The organism is Plantactinospora siamensis (genome assembly GCF_042434095.1).
In the GTDB taxonomy this organism is placed as follows: domain Bacteria; phylum Actinomycetota; class Actinomycetes; order Mycobacteriales; family Micromonosporaceae; genus KBS50.
Window position 1 is genome coordinate 260,459 of sequence record NZ_JBHLUE010000002.1, and the last position, 20,446, is coordinate 280,904.

13 protein-coding genes and 2 pseudogenes are annotated in these 20,446 nt (G+C 73.3%); 11 read left to right on the top strand and 4 right to left on the bottom strand.

Annotation, left to right across the window (positions count from 1 at the left end):
* The first annotated feature begins 152 nt into the window (after positions 1–152).
* Together ACFFHU_RS02755 and ACFFHU_RS02760 are read left to right on the top strand one after the other, a co-directional pair.
* Complete coding sequence (locus tag ACFFHU_RS02755; RefSeq protein WP_377335302.1) at positions 153–674, top strand: SigE family RNA polymerase sigma factor; 522 nt, start codon at positions 153–155, stop codon at positions 672–674.
* Positions 671–1,813 carry a TolB family protein gene (locus tag ACFFHU_RS02760; RefSeq protein WP_377335304.1) on the top strand — a complete coding sequence of 381 codons (1,143 nt, stop codon included), beginning with the start codon at positions 671–673 and terminating at the stop codon, positions 1,811–1,813. Before ACFFHU_RS02755 ends, ACFFHU_RS02760 begins: the two co-directional genes overlap by 4 nt.
* 93 nt (positions 1,814–1,906) lie before the next feature.
* Here ACFFHU_RS02760 and ACFFHU_RS02765 read toward each other — a convergent pair whose 3' ends face one another.
* Both ACFFHU_RS02765 and ACFFHU_RS02770 read right to left on the bottom strand, forming a co-directional pair.
* A complete protein-coding gene (locus tag ACFFHU_RS02765; RefSeq protein ID WP_377335306.1) occupies positions 1,907–4,078 on the bottom strand; it encodes a S8 family serine peptidase in 2,172 nt (723 codons plus the stop codon).
* 153 nt (positions 4,079–4,231) lie between these two features.
* Entirely contained in the window at positions 4,232–5,704 is a 1,473-nt protein-coding gene (locus ACFFHU_RS02770) for a CCA tRNA nucleotidyltransferase (protein WP_377335308.1), read from the bottom strand.
* 189 nt (positions 5,705–5,893) lie between these two features.
* On the opposite strand from ACFFHU_RS02770, the gene murJ reads away from it, so the two are divergent.
* The 7 genes and pseudogenes from murJ (at position 5,894) to ACFFHU_RS02805 (ending at position 14,833) form a co-directional block, all read left to right on the top strand.
* Positions 5,894–7,663, top strand: coding sequence for a murein biosynthesis integral membrane protein MurJ (gene murJ, locus ACFFHU_RS02775; RefSeq protein WP_377335310.1), 1,770 nt, complete (start codon positions 5,894–5,896; stop codon positions 7,661–7,663).
* A 304-nt stretch (positions 7,664–7,967) separates the two neighbouring features.
* Positions 7,968–9,587: a protein kinase family protein gene (locus ACFFHU_RS02780; protein WP_377335312.1), complete on the top strand. Its 1,620-nt coding sequence runs from the start codon at positions 7,968–7,970 to the stop codon at positions 9,585–9,587.
* A gap of 34 nt (positions 9,588–9,621) precedes the next feature.
* Positions 9,622–10,353 (top strand): annotated as a pseudogene (gene sigM / locus ACFFHU_RS02785) (RNA polymerase sigma factor SigM); the annotation flags it as partial.
* A gap of 203 nt (positions 10,354–10,556) precedes the next feature.
* The gene (locus ACFFHU_RS02790) at positions 10,557–11,711 is read left to right on the top strand and encodes an RsmA family anti-sigma factor (RefSeq protein WP_377335314.1); all 1,155 of its coding nucleotides are present in this window, start codon (positions 10,557–10,559) and stop codon (positions 11,709–11,711) included.
* A 180-nt stretch (positions 11,712–11,891) separates the two neighbouring features.
* Positions 11,892–12,845 (top strand): thioredoxin-disulfide reductase, encoded by a 954-nt coding sequence (gene trxB / locus ACFFHU_RS02795; RefSeq protein ID WP_377335316.1) that lies wholly within the window; start codon positions 11,892–11,894, stop codon positions 12,843–12,845.
* Positions 12,846–12,878: 33 nt separating this feature from the next.
* Positions 12,879–13,202, top strand: a complete 324-nt coding sequence (trxA, locus tag ACFFHU_RS02800) for a thioredoxin (RefSeq protein ID WP_377335318.1) — start codon at positions 12,879–12,881, stop codon at positions 13,200–13,202.
* 470 nt (positions 13,203–13,672) lie between these two features.
* Positions 13,673–14,833 carry an N-acetylmuramoyl-L-alanine amidase gene (locus ACFFHU_RS02805; protein ID WP_377335320.1) on the top strand — a complete coding sequence of 387 codons (1,161 nt, stop codon included), beginning with the start codon at positions 13,673–13,675 and terminating at the stop codon, positions 14,831–14,833.
* Between the two features lie 74 nt (positions 14,834–14,907).
* Here ACFFHU_RS02805 and ACFFHU_RS02810 read toward each other — a convergent pair whose 3' ends face one another.
* Entirely contained in the window at positions 14,908–15,564 is a 657-nt protein-coding gene (locus ACFFHU_RS02810; protein ID WP_377335322.1) for a GNAT family N-acetyltransferase, read from the bottom strand.
* A gap of 251 nt (positions 15,565–15,815) precedes the next feature.
* On the opposite strand from ACFFHU_RS02810, the gene ACFFHU_RS02815 reads away from it, so the two are divergent.
* Positions 15,816–17,132 carry an aminotransferase-like domain-containing protein gene (locus ACFFHU_RS02815; protein ID WP_377335324.1) on the top strand — a complete coding sequence of 439 codons (1,317 nt, stop codon included), beginning with the start codon at positions 15,816–15,818 and terminating at the stop codon, positions 17,130–17,132.
* A gap of 8 nt (positions 17,133–17,140) precedes the next feature.
* Positions 17,141–18,145 (top strand): D-alanine--D-alanine ligase family protein, encoded by a 1,005-nt coding sequence (locus ACFFHU_RS02820; RefSeq protein ID WP_377335326.1) that lies wholly within the window; start codon positions 17,141–17,143, stop codon positions 18,143–18,145.
* Between the two features lie 1,280 nt (positions 18,146–19,425).
* On the opposite strand, the pseudogene ACFFHU_RS02825 reads toward ACFFHU_RS02820, so the two are convergent.
* A pseudogene (locus ACFFHU_RS02825) lies at positions 19,426–20,304 on the bottom strand (hypothetical protein); the annotation flags it as partial.
* Positions 20,305–20,446: the final 142 nt, after the last annotated feature.

The following is a 20,446-nucleotide window of genomic DNA, read 5'->3' on the forward strand; positions in this document are numbered from 1 at the left end:
TGAACGGCATGCAGATCCGCAGAACGTGAATCTTGGACCGAAACCGTCAGCCGCTGACGGTTTCGGTCCAAGATTCAGATCTCAGCGGCATGCCGAGAGCGGGAAGCAAGCAATCTGCCGCCGTGAGCGTCAGAGCTACTGGGAGGTGGAGCGTGCCGCAGTCGTTCGACCGGGAATTCACCGCGTTCGTGTCGGAGCGGGGTGACGCGCTGTTCCGGGTGGCGTATGCCCTCGCGGGTGACCGGCACAGCGCGGAGGACCTGTTGCAGAACGCGCTCGCCAAGGCGTACGCGCGATGGGGCCGGATCCGCGGCGAGGCCGAGCCGTACGTGCGGCGGATCCTCTACCACGACCAGGTGTCCGGCTGGCGGAGACGGCGGCTGCGCCCGGAGGTTCCGCTGGACAGCGTCCCGGATCGCTCCGCCGGAGGGGCGCTCGACCACGAGGCCGCGCTCCGGCTGATGCTCCGGGACGCGCTGCGGATGTTGCCGCCGCGCCAACGGGCCGTGCTGGTGCTTCGCTACCTCGACGACCTGAGCGTCGAGCAGACCGCCGAGGTCCTGTCCTGCCGGGCCGGCACGGTGGCCAGCCAGGCGTCTCGGGCCCTGGCCAAGCTGCGGGAGCTGGTACCCGCATTCGATGAGATCGCCGCCCGCCCGGAGGTGCTCCGATGAGTCACGACGCCGACCAGTTGCTCCGAACGACCCTCCGCGAGCCGGATCCGGCCGTCACCCTTCCACCGGGGCTCGCGGCCGCGGCGGTTCGGCGGGGTCGGCGGCTGCGACGGCGCCGGCGCGCGGCGATGGTCCTCGGCGCCGTGGTGGCCGGGGCGACGTTGGTCACCCCATTCCTGGTGCTCCGGCCGGGGCCCGGGCACCCGGTACGGCCGGCGGGGCCGGACCCGGCCGCCTCCGCGGTGCCCACCGCGACCGACTCGACCGCACCGAAATCGCGCCCCGCACCCGCGCAGTGGCGTTCCGGGCCGCTCACTCTGCCCGGCGGCTGGACGATCGTCGGCGCCACCGGGACCGGCGAGCCGGTCGAGCCGGCCATCGTGCTGGACCGGTCGCGCGGCCGGTACGTGACGGTCAACGGTTACGACGAGGTGTGGGCGGCTCCGCGCGGTTCGTTCGCGGCGGTCTTCCGCTACCAACGGCGGGCCGAGACGGGAATCCTGGACATCGGCACCGGACGGGTGCGCTGGTTCCGCACCGGCGCCCACATCATGACCCCGCAGTGGTCGCCGGACGGCACGCGATTGCTGCTCACGCTGGACGACAAGGACAACGGAACCACCGCCATCGGCGTGCTGACCGCGGCCAGCGGCGCCGTGCGCCGCTGGCCGGTCGACACTCAGAAGTACTTCTGCACCGACCAGTGCTTCTTCACCTGGAGCCGGGACGGTCAACAGGTGGTCTTCCAGCAGACCGACCCCGGCGGGCCGCTGTCCGAGTCGGTGCGCCCTCGCCGGCGAGGTCTTCAGCTCTTCTCCTCCGGCACCGGACTCCCGACCCGGCTGGTGCCGGTCCACGGCGACGCCGCCGGCCCGTACGCCTGGTCGCCGGACGGCTCGCTGGTCGTGGTTCAGGGACAGCAGCAGCCCGAGCTGGCCGAGACCGGGACCGGGCGGGTACGCCACCAGCTGCCCGGCGCGGATGTCTACTGGGGACCCGACGGCCGGTTGCTTGTGCTGAGCCGTGAGGCGGGGGCCTGTTCGGTAGGGCTCATGGAGCCCGACGGGCGGCTCATCGAAAGCCAGGACCTGCCGGCGGAGCTGTGCGCGGGACGGACGCCGCTGTTCGCTCCGCGCTGACCAGCAGCGCCCGCGCCCCGACGCGGGCCGCAACGACGACGGCGCCCGCCGAACCCTGATGGGCTCGGCGGGCGCCGGGTAGAGCGCGCCGGATCAGACCGGCGAGATGCTGAACTCCTCCCAGAGGCCCAGGCCCCAGGGGTAGTCACAGCTGCTCTGGTTGCACTGGATGCGCCGGTTGGCGATCAGCGGCTTGGTGCCGCCGCTCTCGGCGGTCACCGCGGTGAACACCGAGTTGGCCGGGTCCGAGTTCGCGTTGGCGAAGATCGTCCGAGCCCCGTTGTCGGCGTACGCCCAGGTGTTGTACGCCTCCCACGCGCCGATGGAGGTGGACCGGGCGATCAGCGGCTTGGTGCCGGCGCTCTCCGCCGTCACGTACTTGCCGTTCGCCTGGGCGCGCAGCGCGAACCAGCCGCCACCGAGGTCGACCAGGTCGTACTTCTCCCAGGCGCCCACGGTCGAGGCCCGGGCGAGCAGCGGGTTGGCCCCGGCGCTCTGGGCCGTCACGTACTTGCCGTTGGCGCTGGCCTTGATGGCCACGGTCGGACCGCCGGACAGGTAGCTGAAGCGCTCGTTGGACCCGATGGAGCTGGCCCGGGCGATCAGCTGCCCGCTTGCGCCGTCCAGCGAGACGTACTTGCCGTTGGCGTTGGCCTTGTAGCTGAGGCTGCCGTCGGCGTTGTTGATGACGGAGAACTTCTCCCACGCGCCGACGCTGGTGGAGCGGGCGATCAGCGGCTTGGTACCGGCGCTCTCCGCCGTGACCCACTTGCCGTTGGCCTTGGACTTGATCGCCACGAAGCCGCCGGTCTGGTAGACCACGTCGTACCGCTCCCAGGCGCCCGGCCAGTCGGACCGCGCCACCAGCGGCTTCGTGCCCGCGCTCTCCGCCGTCACGAACAGGCCGTTCGCGTACGAGTAGAGCGCCACCCCGTACCGGGTGGCCGGGGCGCCACCGACGTGCGCCAGGCGCGTCGGGCTGAGGTCCGGCGCGCGCACCGCGCCGGAGACACCGTTCTTGACGAGCTCGTCGCGGACCTGCTCGGGCGTCCAGTCCGGGTGCGCCGACAGCACCAGCGCGGCGTCTCCCGCCACGAACGGGGAGGCCATCGAGGTCCCGTCCAGCACCGCCGTGGCGGTGGCGGAGCCGATGAAGTCGGACGGGATCGCGACGCCCGGCGCGTGGATGTCGACGACGTCGCCGTAGTTCGAGAAGTACGCCTCGGCGTCCAGGTTGTCGGACGCGCCCACGGTGATGGCCTCCGGCACCCGGGCCGGGGACTGCTGGGACGCGTCGACGCCGTCGTTGCCGGCGGCGACGGCGTAGGTGACGCCGGAAGCGATCGACGCCTTCACGGCGGCGTCCACCGCGGCCAGGTCGGCCTCGCAGTTCGGGTCGGCCGGGTCCGGCACCGGCGGGCAGCTGCCGCCGAGGCTCATGTTCGCCACGGCCGGCGTGGCCGGGTTCGCGGCGTGTTGCGCGGTCACCCATTCGACGCCGGCGATGACGTCGTCGCTGGTGCCGGTGTCACAGCCGAGCACCCGCACGGCCACCAGCTTGACACCCTTGGCCACGCCGTACTTCGTGCCGCCGAGGATGCCCCCGACGTGCGTGCCGTGGCCGCCCGTCGTGCAGGTGTCGGTGGCGTCGGCGTCGTTGTCCACGAAGTCGTATCCGGACGTCGCCCGGCCACCGAAGTCCTGGTGCGTGAGGTTCATGCCGCTGTCGATGACGTACGCGGTCACGTTGCTCGCGGTCGTCGGATAGGTGTACTTCTTGTCCGGCGCCGGGCCGGTCTGGTCCATCCGGTCCAGGCCCCAGGACGGCGGGTTGGCCTGGGTGTCGTTCGCGACGATGGTGCGGACCGGCACCACGGACGCCACATCGGCCCGCGCCCGCAGCTTGGCCGCCTGCTTTGCGGTCATCTGTGCGGAGTAGCCGTGCAGGGTGTGGCTGAACACCCGGCGGACCTTGCCGCCGGTCGCCGCGGACAGGGCCGAGGCGGCGGCCTTCACCTTGGCGCCGCTGGCCTTGGTGTCCTTCAATCGGACGATGTACCGGTCCTTGACCACCTTGGACTTGGTGGACTTACCCGCCAGCGCGTGCCGGACGGGCGCCTTGCCCGGCGCACTGAAGCCGTGCGAGGTCGGCGCTCCGGACGGAGTGGCCGATGCGCTCGCGCCGGCGACGGCGGTGAGCATGGTCGTGGTGGTGGCCACGGCGAGAGCCGCGGCGGCAGTGCGGCGCAATACGCCACGATTCATACAGGTTCTCCCCGTTCCGACGCACATCCACAATGGACGGCGTGCGGCCTCGGCGCAGAATCGCCAGAGGCTGATGGATGGTCGCCTAATGATGAGGCAAGATCAGTTGTTCCGGTTCAACCGTTAGGACGATTCCTCGGGAAACTGTTCGCGTCAGTCGGTGATGCCCTGTTCCCGGGCCCAGCGCAGCAGCTCGGCCTCGGCTTCGTCGCGGCTCAGCGGGCCGCGTTCCAGGCGCAGCTCCTTGAGGTGCTTCCAGGCCCGGCCGACCACCGGCCCCGGCGGCACGCCGAGCAGCTCCATGATGGCGTTGCCGTCCAGGTCGGGACGCACCCGGGCCAGGTCCTCCTCGGCGCGCAGCCGGGTGATCCGCTCCTCCAGCGCGTCGTAGTCCTCGGCCAGCTGCCGGGCCTTGCGCCGGTTGCGGGTGGTGACGTCCGAGCGGGTCAGCTTGTGCAGCCGGGGCAGCAGGTCACCCGCGTCGGCCACGTACCGCCGGACCGCCGAGTCGGTCCACTCGCCCCGACCGTACCCGTAGAACCGCAGGTGCAGCGCGACCAGCGCGACCACCTGGCCGATGATGTCCTTGGGGTACCGGAGGTCCTTCATCCGCTGCTTGGTCAACCGCGCCCCGACCACCTCGTGGTGGTGGAAGCTGACCCGGCCGTCCGGGCCGACGGCCTTGGTGGCCGGCTTGCCCACGTCGTGCATGAGCGCGGCCATCCGGAGCACGAAGTCGCAGCCGTCGTCCTCCAGCCGGACCGCGTTGCTCACCACGATGAGGGTGTGCTCGTACACGTCCTTGTGCTGGGCGTGCTCGTCGATCTCCAGGCGCAGACCGGTGAATTCGGGCAGGAACCGCTCGGCGAGGCCGGTATCGACCAGCAGCCGCAGGCCGGTGATCGGGTCGACGCCGCAGAGCAGCTTGGTGAACTCGTCCCGGATCCGCTCGGCGGTGATCCGGTCCAGGTCCGCGGCCATCGCGGTCATCGCCGCCCGGACCGGCGGCGCGACCGCGAACCGCAGCTGGGCCGCGAACCGCGCCGCACGCAGCATCCGCAGCGGGTCGTCGCCGAACGACTCCTGCGGCGTCCCGGGGGTACGGATCAGCCGCCCGGCCAGGTCGGCGAGCCCCCCGTACGGGTCGGTGAACCGGTGGTCCGGCAGGCTGACCGCCATGGCGTTGATGGTGAAGTCGCGCCGTTCCAGGTCCTCGACCAGGTTCGTCCCGTACCGCACCACCGGGTTGCGGGTGACCCGGTCGTACGACTCGGCCCGGAAGGTGGTGATCTCGAGCCGGAGGCCGTCCCGCTGCACGCCGATGGTGCCGAACTCCCGGCCGGTCTCCCAGATCGCCTCGGCCCAGCCCTTGACGATCCGCAGCGTCTCGTCGGGGTGGGCGTCGGTGCAGAAGTCGAGGTCGTTGCCGAGCCGGCCGAGCAGCGCGTCGCGGACCGAACCGCCCACCAGGTGCAGCTCGTGGCCGGCCGCGGCGAACCGCCGGCCGAGCTCGTCGGCCACCGGGGAGACGCGCAACAGCTCGGCCACGGCCCGGCGCTGGGCGGCGGTCAGGGAAACCGGAGCCGCCGGAGTGGTCCCGGCGGCGGGTGCGGAGGAATCGGACATGGGACCGCCAGCCTATCGGTCCACCGGCCCGCCGATCGGCCCGGGATCCGCCTCGCCCGATCGGGGTATGTCGGGGGAACTATGGTTTCCGGCAGTACCGGCGGTCTCGGCCGCCGGGCGTCCGGCGATCTCACGGCCGCCGGGTCACCGGCGGCCGGACGGCGGCCGGGCTAGGAGCGGGAGGCGCGAATGAGCGGCCGGGTCTACCGGAGCGGGAACGCCGCGGGCGGCGATCAGGGCGTACGCCCGGTCGACAGCGGCGCGTACCAGCCCGGCGGGGCGTCGTTCATCGCGGCGGAGCCGCTGAACCAGCCGGGCGTCGAGGCCACCGCGCCGCCGCCGGAGCAGGTCTCGGAGAGCAGCGCCGCGGCCAACAGCACGGTGATGGCGATCGGCAGCCTGGTCAGCCGGGGCACCGGGTTCGTCCGCAACCTGATGATCGGCGCGGCGCTCGGCGGTGACCTGGTGGGCAACGCCTACACCACGGCCCAGTTCCTGCCGAACCAGGTGTACGAGTTCCTGCTGGGCGGCGTGCTCACCAGCGTGCTCATCCCGGTGCTGGTGCGCCGGCGCAAGGCCGACCCGGACCGCGGTGAGGCGTACGCGCAGCGGCTGCTCACCCTCGCGGTGCTGGCGCTCGGCGTGGCCGTGGCGATCGCGCTCATCGGCGCGCCAGTGCTGACCGCCCTGTACGCCGGCGGCAAGTCCGGGGACTACCAGGGTCTGGTCACGTCCCTGTCGTACCTGATGCTGCCGATGCTGTTCTTCACCGGCATCAGCGCGCTGGTGGCCGCGGTGCTGAACACCCGGGGTCACTTCGCGGCCCCGATGTGGGCGCCGATCCTGAACAACCTCGTGGTCATCGCGGTGTGTGCGCTGTACATCGCGCTCTACGGCGCGAAGATCGTCCGGCCCGACCAGATGTCCGGCGGACGGATCCTGCTGATCGGCGGCGGCACCCTGCTCGGCGTGGCCACCCAGGCGGCCGGGCTGCTGCCGGCGCTGCGCAAGGTGGGCTTCCGCTGGAAATGGCGGTTCGACTTCCGCGCGCTCGGGCTGCGCGAGCTGGGCCGGCTGAGCGCCTGGATGCTCTGCTACGTCGGGGTCAACCAGCTCGGCCTGTTCGTGGTGGTCAACCTGCTCACCCGGGCGGCCGGCGACAAGCGGGCCGGCCTGCTCATCTACAACAACGTCTTCCTGCTGCTGATGATGGCGAACGGCATCATCGCCGTCTCGATCATCACGGCGCTGATGCCCCGGATGAGCGCCGCGGCCGCCGACGGCCGGTACGCCGACCTGACCGCGGACCTGTCCCGGGGCACCCGGATGGTCACCGCGGCCCTCGCCCCGATCGCGGTCTGCTACGTCGTGCTGGCCGCCCCCATCTCGGTGGCGGTGTTCCGGTACGGCGCCTTCAACGGGGACAACGCCACGGCCACCTCGACGGTGCTGCTGGTGGCCGCGCTGGGGCTGGTCCCGTTCTCGGTGAGCCAGCTGTTCACCTTCGCCTTCTACGCCCTGCCGGACACCCGGATGCCCGCGCTGATCAACATCCCGGTGGTCGTGCTGCGGGTGCTGATCCAGGTGGCCGTGTTCCTGGCGTTCTCGGCCACGTTCGCGGCGGCCGGGATGATGCTCGGCAACGCCGTCTCGTACGTGGCCGCGGCCGTTGTCTCGGCCATGCTGCTGCGGCCGCGGGTCGGTCGCATCGGGTTCGGCCGCCTCATGCGGACGTTCGGCAAGGTGCTGGTGGCCGCGCTCGGCGCCGCGCTCGTGGGCTGGCTCGTCCTCAAGGTGCTGCCCGGCGACTCGACGGACCTGGGCCGGCTGGCCGCGCTGGTCCGGCTGGTGGTCGGCGGCGGCGTGATCGGGCTGAGCTACCTGGGCCTGGCCATGGTGCTGCGGATCACCGAGATCACCGAGGTGGTCGGCATGGTCCGCCGCCGCCTCGGCCGCTGAGCAAGGAAGGGCCCCTTCTTATCGCTTTTTGTATAGGAAGGGGCCCTTATTAACGCCCCGGCGCCGCGAGCGCTGTGTGGTCGGTCGGACACCCGGCGAGCAACCGGGCGAAAACAACCGATACATTGTCCGGGGGTCAACGCCGACGCCCGGGGACGCCGGTCGGTGCCACCACGGCGGATGAGATGTCGGGGAAACCGGCTCAGGCGGGTAAGGTCGCTCTCGGCGGGTGCCGGCAGCACCTAGGCTAAGAGGTGAAGCTTCCCCGGCCCGTCAAGCGTGTTCACCGGCGGAACGGAATGCGATGCCCGGGCAGCGGGATCCATCGAGCGGCACCATCACCGAGGGAGGACTGGTGACCCAGGTCGGCGAGGGCCAGGAGGCGGACGAGGCCGCCCCCGTGGGCACAACCCTCGGTGCGCCGACCGCCGGTGAGGTCCTCGCCGAGCGGTACGAGTTGTCCGAGCACATCAACGACGACAGCGCCGGTCGGCAGGTGTGGCGGGGCATCGACGTCGTGCTCCGCCGTCCCGTCGCCGTGGTGCTGCGCTACCCGGGCGGCGACTCGGCCGTCGAGATGCTGCAGGCCGCCGTCACCGCCAGCCGGGTGATCCACCCGAACCTGGTGGGCGTCTACGACGCCATAGACGAGCAGGACCGGGCCTACGTCGTACGGGAATGGGTGGACGGCCGGTCGCTGCGCGAGCTGGTCGCCAGCGACGGCCTCCTGGACCCGGCCCGGGCCACCAGCGTGGCGCACTCGGTCGCCGGCGCCGTGGCGGCCGTGCACGCCACCGGCATGGTGCACGGCAACATCCACCCCGGCACGGTCATGGTGGCCGACGACGGCCGGGTGGTGCTGGCCGACGCGCGCGCGGACTCCAACGACTCCCGGGCCACCGACGTCCGCGCGATCGGCGGCATCCTCTACTTCGCCCTGACCGGTCACTGGCCGCACGCCGAGGCCGCCCTGACCGGCGGCACCGAGGGCCGGGGGCGGTCCAGCCTGCCGGACGCGGTACGCGACTCCGGCGGTGGCCTCGTGGCCCCCCGGCAGGCCCGCGCCGGCGTCCCGGCCTACCTGGACGAGCTCACCATGGCCCTGCTCGACCCCACCGTCGAGCCGCCCTCGTCGGACGTGCTGGCCGCCGAGCTCGGCCGGCTGGACACGGTCGACGACTCCTATCTCGACGACAACGGCCCGCTGCGGTTCGCCGGCGGGGACGAGGACGGCCAGGGTTCGAGCCCCAGCGGCCGTCGCAAGATCGCCGCTGGCGTGGCCGGCCTGCTGGTCGTGGCCGTGGTCGGCCTGATCTTCGGCATCAACGCCCTGACCGGCGGCAGCGGCGCGAACGGCAGTGGCGGCGGGAGCAGCCCGTCGGCCAAGGCCGGCGCCGACGCCACCAGCAACCCCTCCACCGCACCGGCCGGCCAGCCGCGGAAGATCGCGCTCACGGGCGATCAGGTACGCGTCATCGACCCGGACGGCACCCGCTCGGAGCTGCGGGGCGTCGCCAAGGCGGTCGACGGCGACACCGACGAGGGCTGGCAGACCGAGGGTTACACCCGGTCGGACTTCGGCCATCTCAAGCAGGGCATGGGCGTCCTGATCGATCTGCGGACGGCCCGTACGGTCTCCTCGGTGCAGGTCGTGCTCTCCTCGCCCGGCACCTCCGCCGAGCTGCGCAGCGGCAACTCGGCGCCGGCCGAGAGCAGCAAGTCGGCCGACCAGCAGGTCGTCGCCCAGGTGAGCAACCGGATCGGGGAGAAGCTCGAGAAGTACGACGGATCGACGATGTCGTTCTCGGCCTTCGACCCGGACCAGAAGTACCGCTACCTGCTGTTCTGGATCACCGACCTGCCCCGGGACGACGACGGCCGCTACCGGGTCGGGGTCCAGGAGATCACGGTCAACGGGCTGTGACCCCCCGGTCGGCTCCCCGGCGCCGGCGGTCGCCGTGACCGACCGGAGCGCACCCTCACCGTCCGAGCACGCCGCCAACGCCGGCAGGCCGCCCGCGCACGCGGGTCCGCCACCCGCGGCGGGCGTCGCCGACCGGGCGGCGCGGGCCGACCGTACCGACGAGGAACTGCTCCGGGCGCACGTGGCCGGCGACCCGGAGGCGTTCGGCGAGCTGTTCCGCCGGCACCGCGACCGGCTCTGGGCCGTGGCCGTGCGTACGGTCGGCGACCGGGAGGACGCGGCGGACGCCCTGCAGGACGCGCTGATCTCGGCGCACCGCGGCGCGGCCCGGTTCCGCGGTGACTCGGCGGTCACCACCTGGCTGCACCGGATCGTCGTTAACGCCTGCCTGGACCGCCTCCGCCGGCGCCGCGCGCACCCGACGGTTCCGCTGCCGGACGGCTCTCGCTCGACCGACCAGCGCGGCGGGGTGGAACCGGCCGCGCCCGCGCCCGATCACGACACGGCCCTGGTGGTCCGCCAGGCGCTGGCCGAGCTTCCGGTGGAGCAGCGGGCCGCTCTGATTCTCGTGGACGTGCAGGGATACCCGGTGGCCGAGGCCGCGGTCATGCTCGGGGTGGCCGAGGGCACGGTGAAGAGCCGCTGCGCGCGGGGCCGGGCGAGGCTGGCCGGCAAGCTCGGACACCTGCGGCCGAGGTCCGCCCACGGCGGCAAACCGGCTGGCGGCGGCGCGGTGGCTGGCCACGGCGGCGAACCGGCTGGCGGCGGCGTGGCTGGCGATGACGGCGGACCGGCCGGCGGCGGCGACGACCACGACCGGATCGGATCGACCACCGGAACCGCCGCCCGCTCCGGCCCGGTCGGTGGCGGTGAACAGCCGGACGTGCCGCCGGTCACCCGACGGAACCCGCACCGGGCCGGGAGCGTCCCATCTGGGTCGACGCACGGGACAGACGGGCAGGAGGAGCGGTGACAGCGGGCGAGTTCAGCGAGGCGGATCTCGACCTGCTGGCCGATTACCTCGGTGGCGCGCTCACCGGATCCCCCGACGAGAGCAGGGTCCGCGAGCTCGTCCGGGACGACGCGGAGTGGGCCGAGGCGTACACGGTGCTGCTGGCCGCGTCCGACGCCGTGCGGGCCGACCTGGCCGGCTGGGGCGCCGAACCGGAGCCCATGCCGGCGGCGGTGGCCGAGCGGTTGACCGCAGCCCTGGCGGCGGCACCGCCGGAGCCCGCGCCGCAGCAGCGGCCGGCCGCCACGTGGCCGGCGGCGGCCGAGACCGGGCAGCCGACCGGAGGGCCGAACACCGCCGCGACCGGAGGGCCGACCGCGGCGCCGGCCCAACGGCCGGCCAGCGGCCCGGGCCCGGCGCGCCCGGACAGTCCGCCGGCGGCTCCGGCCCGCGACGCGAGCACCCGCCGGCCCGGCCGCGACGCGAGCACCGGCCCGCCTAGCCGCGACACGAGCACCCGCCCGCCCGCCCGGCCGGACCCGGCCGCCGGACCGACCCGCGGTGGCCGCCGCCGGTGGTCCCGGGCAGCCCGGCCGGTCGCCGTGCTGGCGCTCGTGGCAGCGCTCGGCGGTGTCGGGGCGCAGTGGTGGGCGACCGGCTTCCAGAACGGTTCGAGCAACGACAGCCGGACCGCCGCGGGTCGTGGCGACTCCGCGGCGAACTCGTCGGCCCCGGTCGTCCGGGCGCCCTCGGCCCGGCAGCCGGCGGCCAGCGGCACCGACTACCAGCCCGGGACGGTGGCCGGCGCCGCGGAGCGGGCGGGGCTGGCCGCCGGGAACCTCGGCGGTCCCGGTGCCCCCGGCGGATCGCCCAAGGACAACCGGCAACCGGGCCTGCGTCCGGAGAGCGGCCCCGTGCCCGCCGTGCCGGCGGACCTGCGGCGGCTCACCGATCCGCACGCGCTGGACGGCTGCCTGACCGCGGTGGCGGCCGAGCACGCCGCGGGCGCGATCACCGTCCAGGCGGTCGATCTCGCGACGTACCAGGGCGGGCCGGCCGTGGTGGTGGTCTTCACCGATGCTGCGGCCGCGCGCTGGGCGTGGGTGGCCGGGCCGGCCTGTGGCCTGGCCGGATCCGGTGCCGACACCCGGTACGCCAGCCCGGTAGGGTGAGGAATCCGGCGGCGGTCAGCTGGTCGCTTGCGTGACGTGACCCACCGGATGCCCGACTCGGGAATCCCCGGTCCGTACGATGAGTTCTGCTCAACAGTGGCAGCCGGTCCGGGTTAGGCCGGCCGCCCGACCGGCTACGGCGCCACACCGGTCGACCACACACCACATCGGGAGACGGCAGTGGACGAGGTCCGAAACCTGATCATCATCGGCTCGGGGCCGGCCGGCTACACGGCTGCGGTCTACGCCGCGCGTGCCAACCTCAAGCCCCTGATCATCGAGGGCGTGCAGTCCGGTGGCGCGCTCATGACGACCACCGAGGTGGAAAACTTCCCGGGCTTCCCCGACGGGGTGATGGGCCCGGAGCTGATGGACTCGATGCGCAAGCAGGCCGAGCGGTTCGGCGCCGAGTTCCTCACCGACGATGTCACCTCGGTGGAGCTGGTGGACACCGGCCGGCCGGGTTCGGAGGCGACCCACGCGGTGCGGGTGGGCGAGACGGTCTACCGCGCCAAGGCGGTCATCCTGTCCACCGGTTCCGCGTGGCGGCCGCTCGGCGTGCCCGGTGAGCAGGAGTTCCTGGGCCACGGCGTGTCGTCCTGCGCCACCTGTGACGGCTTCTTCTTCCGCAACCAGCACATCGTGGTGGTGGGCGGTGGCGACTCGGCGATGGAGGAGGCGACCTTCCTCACCAAGTTCGCCGAGACCGTGACGATCATCCACCGCCGGCACGAGTTCCGGGCCAGCAAGATCATGGCTGACCGCGCGCTGGCCAACGAGAAGATCCGGGTGGAGTGGAACTCGATCGTCGAGGAGGTGCTCGGCGACGACGGCAAGGTGACCGGCGTACGGCTGCTCAACACGCACACCGGCGAGACGAAGGTGCTGGACGTCACCGGCGTCTTCGTGGCCATCGGCCACGACCCGCGCAGCGAGCTGTTCCGTGGCCAGGTGGAGCTGGACGCCGACGGATACGTCAAGGTCGACGCCCCGACCACGCACACCAGCGTTCCCGGCGTCTTCGCCGCCGGCGACGTGGTCGACCACACCTACCGTCAGGCGATCACCGCGGCCGGCACCGGCTGCGCCGCGGCGCTGGACGCCGAGCGGTTCCTCGCAACGTTGGAAGTCTGACAAACAACCCGAACACCCCCGAGGAGGGTTCCAGTGGGAGCTACACAGGCGGTCACCGACGCCAACTTCGTCAGCGCCGTGCTGCAGTCCGACAAGCCGGTCCTGGTCGACTTCTGGGCGGAGTGGTGCGCCCCGTGCCGGAAGGTCGCGCCCCTGCTGGAGGAGATCGCGGGCGAGATGGGCGACAAGGTCACCATCGTGAAGCTGAACATCGACGAGAACCCGGAGACCGCCATGGCGTACCGGGTGATGTCGGTGCCGACCCTCACCGTCTTCAAGGGTGGCCAGCCGGTGCAGTCGGTGGCCGGCGCCAAGCCCAAGGGCGACCTCGTACGCCTGATCGAAGCGGCCCTCTGAGCTGCCGATAGATCCTCACCTCGCGCCCGCATCCGGCATCGGATGCGGGCGCGAGTGCGTTCGGGAACCGCGCCGGCACCCGGCCGCCCCACCGGCCAGCCCCGGCCGCCCCCGTCCGGGGCGCCTCGGACGCCGCGGGTGTGCGGCGACGCCCCGGTCTGAGCGCTCCGGACGCCGGCGGGTGTGCGGCGACGGCCCGGTCTGAGCGCTCCGGACGCCGACGGGTGGGCGGCGTCACCCCCGGTCGACCGTGGCCCGGCGCCGCCGGCCGGAATGAGCATCCGGCCTCCGGGGTATCGCCCGGGGTGGCGGAACGACAGCGACGCCGACGACGGCGGGTCCCCCGGCCGGAGCGGCGCCGCCGCAACCCGCCACGCCGGATGGCCAGCCGCGCTAGGCTCCGGAAGCTCGTGCCGGACCGGCGCGACCGTGGCCCAACCGACGCCAGACACCGCCGAGGGAGGTCAGCCGTGCGCCCCATCCGACGTGGCGATCGCGGTCCCGCCGTACGCGAGATCCGTGGCCTGCTGGTCGGGCTGGACCTGCTGGACGGCCGGCCCGGCGCGGTCGACGAGTTCGACGAGGCCACCGAGCGGGCGGTGCGGGTCTTCCAGCAGAACCGCGGGCTGAGCGTGGACGGCCGGGTGGGCGCCGAGACCTGGCGCGCGCTGGAGGCCGCCCGCTGGCGGCTGGGCGCCCGCACGCTCTACCACGCGGTGCCGGACCCGCTGCGCGGCGAGGACGTCCGGGCCCTGCAGGAACGCCTGCTGGAGATGGGGTACGACGTCGGCTACGCCGACAGCATCTACGGTCGGCGTACCGCCCGGGCCTTGGCCCAGTTCCAGCGCGAGGTGGGGCTGGCGCCCGACGGCGCCTGCGGGCCGCAGACCATGAACGCCCTGCGCCGGCTCGGCCGCAAGGTGGTGGGCGGCCGGCCGCAGTGGCTGCGGGAGGCCGACGCCTTCCGGCAGTCGGGCCCGGATCTGGTCGGCAAGGTGATCGTCATCGACCCGGGGCACGGCGGGGCGGACCCGGGCGTGGTGGTGCCGGAGGGACCGCTCCGGTGGACCGAGGCCGACCTCGCGTACGACCTGGCCAGCCGGCTGGAGGGCCGGCTCGCGGCGGCCGGCATGCGGGTGCACCTGACCCGCGGACCGGCGCCGCACGAGACGCTGCCCGACCTGGTCCGAGCCGACCTCGCCAACGAGCTCGGCGGCGACCTGCTGATCTCGCTGCACCTGGACGGGCACCCGAACCCGGAGGCGGACGGCGTGGCCGCCTTCCACTACGGCACCGGCAGCGGCGTCACCTCCACGGCCGGGGAACGGCTGGCCGGGTTGGTGCTGCGGGAGATCGTGGCCCGGACCGGGCTGCGGGACTGCCACACCCACGCCAAGACCTGGGAACTGCTCCGGCTCACCCGGATGCCCGCGGTACGCGTCGACGTGGGGTACCTGACCTCGCCGCTGGACCGCGCCCGGCTCATCGACTCGCGCTTCCGGGACCGGACGGTCGACGCCATCGTGGCGGCCGTGCAGCGGATGTACTTCCCGGTCGAGCGGGACGTGCCCACCGGCTCGATCGACGTCCGGGAGCTGCGTTCGGCCATCGCGGCCGGCGCGATCGGCTAGCGCCGCCGCGCCGAACACCGGGCGGTGCCGTCGCGGTGCCGGCGCCCGCCCTGTCGCCGGCGCACCCTGCGGGTTCAGCTCATCGCGCGGGTGGCCGGGCGGACGGGCCGGAGCAGGCTTTCCGGGCTCATCGAGCCGAGCAGCTTCTCCAGCGCGTACTCGACGTCGGACTTCCAGGACAGCGCCGTGCGCAGTTCCAGGCGCAGTCGCGGATAGCGTGGGTGCGGCCGGACGGTCTTGAAGCCGACCGACAGGAAGAAGTCGGCCGGCGCCACGCAGCCGCCCGCCTCGTCACCGGCCTCGCCGAACCTCGCGTCGCCGAACGCCTCGATGGCCTTGATGCCGCGCTTGGTGAGGTCGCGGGCCACGCCCTGGACCAGCATCCGGCCCAGCCCGCCGCCCGCGAAGGCGGCCACGATGTGGGCCGTGGTGAGCAAGGCCGCGTCGGCCGAGACCGGCGAGGTGGGGAAGGCCATCGACCGCGGCGTGTAGGCCGGTGGCGCGTACATGACGAACCCGGCCGGCATGCCGTCGACGTACACGAGCTTGCCGCAGGAGCCCCACTCGAGCAGGGTCTGCGAGATCCACGCTTCCTTCTCCAGGCCCGGGTCGCCGGAGGCGCACGCGCGGTCGGCGGCCACCGGATCGAGCTCCCAGTAGACGCACTGCCGGCACGGTCGGGGCAGATCCTCGAGGGTGTCGAGGGTCAGACTGACCAACCGTCGTGACATTGGCGCAACCCCATACTCCGGGCGGAGGTCGGAACGCCGCGAATCGGCATCCCGCCGTCTCCTGGCCCCCGACGAGCGATCGTACGCCGGAACGGGCGCGTCGAGGGAGGGGACGGTTGAATTCCGCCGGTCCGCCATGTGGACCGGGCGGCTGGTACGGGTACCCCACCCGCGCAGGCGGTCTACGATCGACCAACCAGCGGCAAGGCCACCCACCGCCGCGCAGGCGGCGGCCCGATCGAGGTGATGTCATGACCGGTACGACGCTCGACGACTACACCGACCGGTACGCCCAACGGGTACGCGGGATGACCGCTTCGGAGATCCGTGCCCTGTTCGCCGTGGCCAGCCGGCCGGAGGTCGTCTCGTTGGCCGGCGGGGCGCCGTACATCTCCGCGCTGCCCCTGGACGCCGTGGGTGAGGTGCTCGGCCAGCTCGCCGCCGAGCACGGCGCCACCACGCTGCAGTACGGCATCGGGCAGGGCACGCAGGAACTGCGCGAGCGGATCTGCGAGGTGATGGCCCTGTCCGGCATCGACGCGAGCTGCGGCGCGTCCCCCGAGGACGTGGTGGTCACGGTCGGCGGCCAGCAGGCGCTCGACCTGATCGCCCGACTGTTCCTCGACCCGGGCGACGTGGTGCTGGCCGAGGGCCCGACCTACGTGGGCGCGCTGGGCGTGTTCCAGGCCGCGGAGGCCCGGGTGACGCACGTGCCGATGGACGCCGACGGGCTGATCCCGGAGGCGCTGGAGGAGGCCATCGCGGAGACGGCCCGCTCGGGCCGCCGGGCGAAGTTCCTCTACACCATCCCGACGTACCAGAACCCGGCCGGCGTCACGCTCAGCGAGGAGCGCCGGGAGCGGGTGCTGGACATCTGCGAGCGGGCCGGGCTGCTGGTGGTGGAGGACGACCCGTACGGCCAGCTGGGTTTCGACGGCGAGCCGCCGGCGCCGCTGCGGTCCCGGCGCCGGGACGGGGTCTTTTATCTGAGCACGTTCTCCAAGACGTTCGCGCCGGGGCTGCGGGTGGGCTGGATCCTGGCCCCGCACGCCGTCCGCGACAAGCTGGTGATCGCCAACGAGGCCCAGGTGCTCTGCCCGAGCCCGTACGCGCAGGCGGCGGTGACCGCCTACCTGACCACCATGCCGTGGCGGCAGCAGCTCAAGGTCTACCGCGAGGTCTACCGGGAGCGCCGGGACGCCATGCTGGCCGCGCTGACCGATCTGATGCCCGAGGGGACCACCTGGACCACCCCGGGCGGCGGCCTGTTCGTCTGGGCCAACCTCCCAGAGGGCCTCGACGCGAAGGCCATGGTCCCGCGGGCCATCGCGGCCCGGGTGGCCTACGTGCCGGGGATCGGCTTCTACGCCGACGGCTCGGGCGTGGCCAACATGCGGCTCAACTTCTCGTTCCCGCCGCCGGACCGGATCCGCGAGGGCGTACGCCGACTGGCCGGGGTGATGGAGCAGGAGATCGCCATGCGGCGGGTCTTCGGCGCCACCGTCGGCGGCGGACCCGTCGCGGCCACCGGGGTCGACCCGCGGGACCCGCGTACCCGATTGGCATGATCACGGGCATGGAGAGCAACCCCGTCGAGGAATTCACCCCGCCCACGCCGAGGGCCGGCGCCATCCCGGACCTCCGCGTGCTGGTCCTGGCCGGCGGCCTGTCGTACGAGCGGGACGTGTCGCTGCGGTCCGGCCGGCGGGTCCTGGACGCGCTGCGGTCCGCCGGGGTCGAGGCGGAGCTGCGGGACGCGGACTCCGCGTTGCTGCCCACGCTGGCCGGCGATCCACCGGACGCCGTGGTGATCGCCCTGCACGGGGCGACCGGCGAGGATGGCTCGCTGCGCGGTGTCCTGGATCTCTGCGGCGTGCCCTACGTCGGCTGCGACGCCCGGTCGTCCCGGCTCGCCTGGGACAAGCCCTCCGCCAAGGCGGTCCTGCGGGAGGCCGGGATTCCGACGCCCGAATGGGTGGCCCTGCCGCACGACCGGTTCTCCGAGCTGGGCGCCGTGGCCGTGCTGGACCGGATCGTGGACCGGTTGGGGGTGCCGCTCATGGTGAAGCCGGCGCAGGGCGGTTCCGGCCTGGGCGCCGCCGTGGTCCGGGACGCCGCGGCGCTGCCGGCCGCCATGGTTGGCTGTTTCGCGTACGACTCCACGGCGCTGGTCGAGCGATACGTTCCCGGGATGGACGTGGGCGTCTCGGTGGTGGATCTCGGTGACGGCCCGCGGGCGCTGCCCGCCGTGGAGATCGTCCCCCGGGACGGCGTGTACGACTACGCGGCCCGGTACACGGCCGGTCTGACCACTTGGCACGCCCCCGCGCGGTTGCCGGCCGAGGTGGCCGACCGGGTGGCCGCCACGGCGGTGGCGGCACACGAGGCACTGGGACTGCGGGACCTGTCCCGGGTCGATCTCATCGTCGGCGAGGACGGCTCGGCGCACGTCCTCGAGGTGACCGTGTCGCCGGGCATGACCGAGACCTCGCTCCTGCCCCTGGCGGTCAAGGCCGCCGGTCTCGACCTGGGCGATCTGCTCGGCACCCTCGTGGCCCGCACCGCCGCCCGCGCCCGATAGTCCGCGGTTCCCGCTCGGTCCGTCCGTTCGCCACGCGGGTCCGTCCGTTCGCCACGCGGGTCCGTCCGTTCGCCACGCGGGTCCGTCCGTTCGCCACGCGGGTCCGTCCATCGCCACGCGGGTCCGTCCATCGCCACGCGGGTCCGTCCATCGCCACGCGTCGGGGCGGGCATCCCTATGTCCGTCCCGGCGCTGCGCGTCGCCCCCATCTACCCGGGTCGTGGGCGCGGGGCACCTGCCCCCGCGCGGTCGTCGGTCAGGCCGGCGTTTCACGTGAAACATCGCCTGGGTACGTCCAGAGCAGCGCGTCGACGAGCAGCGCCTGCAGGCCGGTGTCCCAGTCCCAGCCGAGCAACAAAGGCCCATCGACCTGAGGTAACACCCCAATGCCGACTTGCCCCGGCGCCCGTCCCCGGCCGGGCACGGCCCCTGCGTCGCGACGGACTCAGCCCTCGCGTAGCGATCAGGCCCCATGCCCCATACGAGCGCGATGTCCCGACATCGGGGGGCCGGGTGAGCCCGAGTGCCGATGTCCGGGACATCGCGTTGATCCTCCGCCGGAGCCGAGGACCGGTCACGCGCCGACAGCGACGTTTCACGTGAAACAGGAAGCCACGCCCGGCAGGCCTGGGCCAGCAGCGCTCGTCGGCCTGGGCTCCTCCCGCCCGCGCCGCCGAGCCGTCGAATCTGCGGCCCGGCTGCCAATCGGATCCGCGGCCATCCGGGAGGCGGGCCACGGCCACCGCGGATCGCTCCTATTCAGCCGGCTCTCGGCCGACCCGCTCGTCCCGGGTCGCGTCGGGCTGGACGGAAGCTGGCGCATCGCCTTCCATAGGCAGCCGTCCGGATCCGCCCATCGCAGACCGCGGAGCCGGGATCCGACCGGGTGCCGGCCGGGTCGTCGGGCCGCCGTCACCGGCGCTCGGCCCGACGTGCCCAGCGCCGCCGTCGGAGCCAGCCCCGCCAGTGGCTCCGGCGACGTCGTTCACCCCAACGGACCGGGCACCAACGCCACCACCAAACCCAGCGCCATCGCCGGACGCAGCGTCGGACCCGGCGGCGCCAATGCCACCGCCGGACCGAACTCCGCCGCCTCGCCCAATGGGTCCAGCACCACCGTCGAGACCAGCGTTCGTCTCCCGCGCTGGATCCGACGCCGGCTCGGGAACCGCGTCCGGCGGGGCCTCGGCACCGGCCACCGACGGCGGCCGAGAGCGCGCGTCCGACCGAGCGGGCACATCCGACCAGACGGACCGCGGAGGCGCGTCCGGCCGTCCGGACCCGTCGGGGGCATCCGGCGCCGGGGACTGGGTGGGGCCCGACCGGCCCGCCGGCACCGACCCCGCTGCCGTTGGCACATCCGCGCCCGAGTACGACGTCGGACCGCCACCCGGACCGACCGAGTTGGGGCCCGGGCCCGACGCGTCGGTGCCCTCCGCGCCAGCCGAGGCGGCGTCGGCCGAGGCGACACGGGGCGAGGCCACGTCGGACGAGGCCACACCAGGCGAGGCCACGCCGGGCGATCCGTCGGCGTCCTCCGGTGCCAGCGGGACGACCTGGGTGCTGAAGCTGGCCGGCGCCTGCCACTGGATCCGCGGTGGCTCGGCCAGGGGGCGGCCGCCAAACTCGGCCAGCCAGGCGGCCACCAGCCCTAGGTTCTCCCGCCACACCGATTCGGGGATCGGCGGGAGGATGCCGTCCCAGAGCGACAGGAACGTTCCGCGGAGCTGGAGCTGCCCGTACGGCCGGGCCAGGAACCACATGTGCAGGTGGGCGGAGCCGTCGCCCCAGCGGTTGACGTGGACCCGGGCCACGCCGTCCAGCGAGCGGATGGCGCGTTCCAACCGGACCGTCATCACCCCGAGCTCGGCCGCCAGCAGATTGGGCAGATCGCCGAGGTCGAGGTGGGAGCGTGACTCGAGGATCAGCACGGCCGGCAGGCCGGTGGGCCGGTCCATGGTGCGAACCCGCCAGCGCTCGCTGACCCAGATGTACGCCTCGTCGGGCGCGGCGCAGGCCGTGCAGTCGCCGGCATCCTCGCCCTTGCGGGGTGGCTCGACCGCCACCGGATCGTTGAGCTTTTTGACCCTTAGGTCGCCCTCGAAGGGGAAGGACGGCCACCTGGTGAAGTCGGGAAGGGAGGGAGGGGTGTGGGGCACGAGGTGACCCTAGCCCCTCGGCGGGCCCGCTGTCCGCATCGGAACGGGCGGTCCCGGAGTCCCTGTGGATGAGCGGTCGGCGAGGGCCACCGTCATCCACAGGAGTTATCCACAGGCTCGGTCGTACGGCGAGAAACCCCGT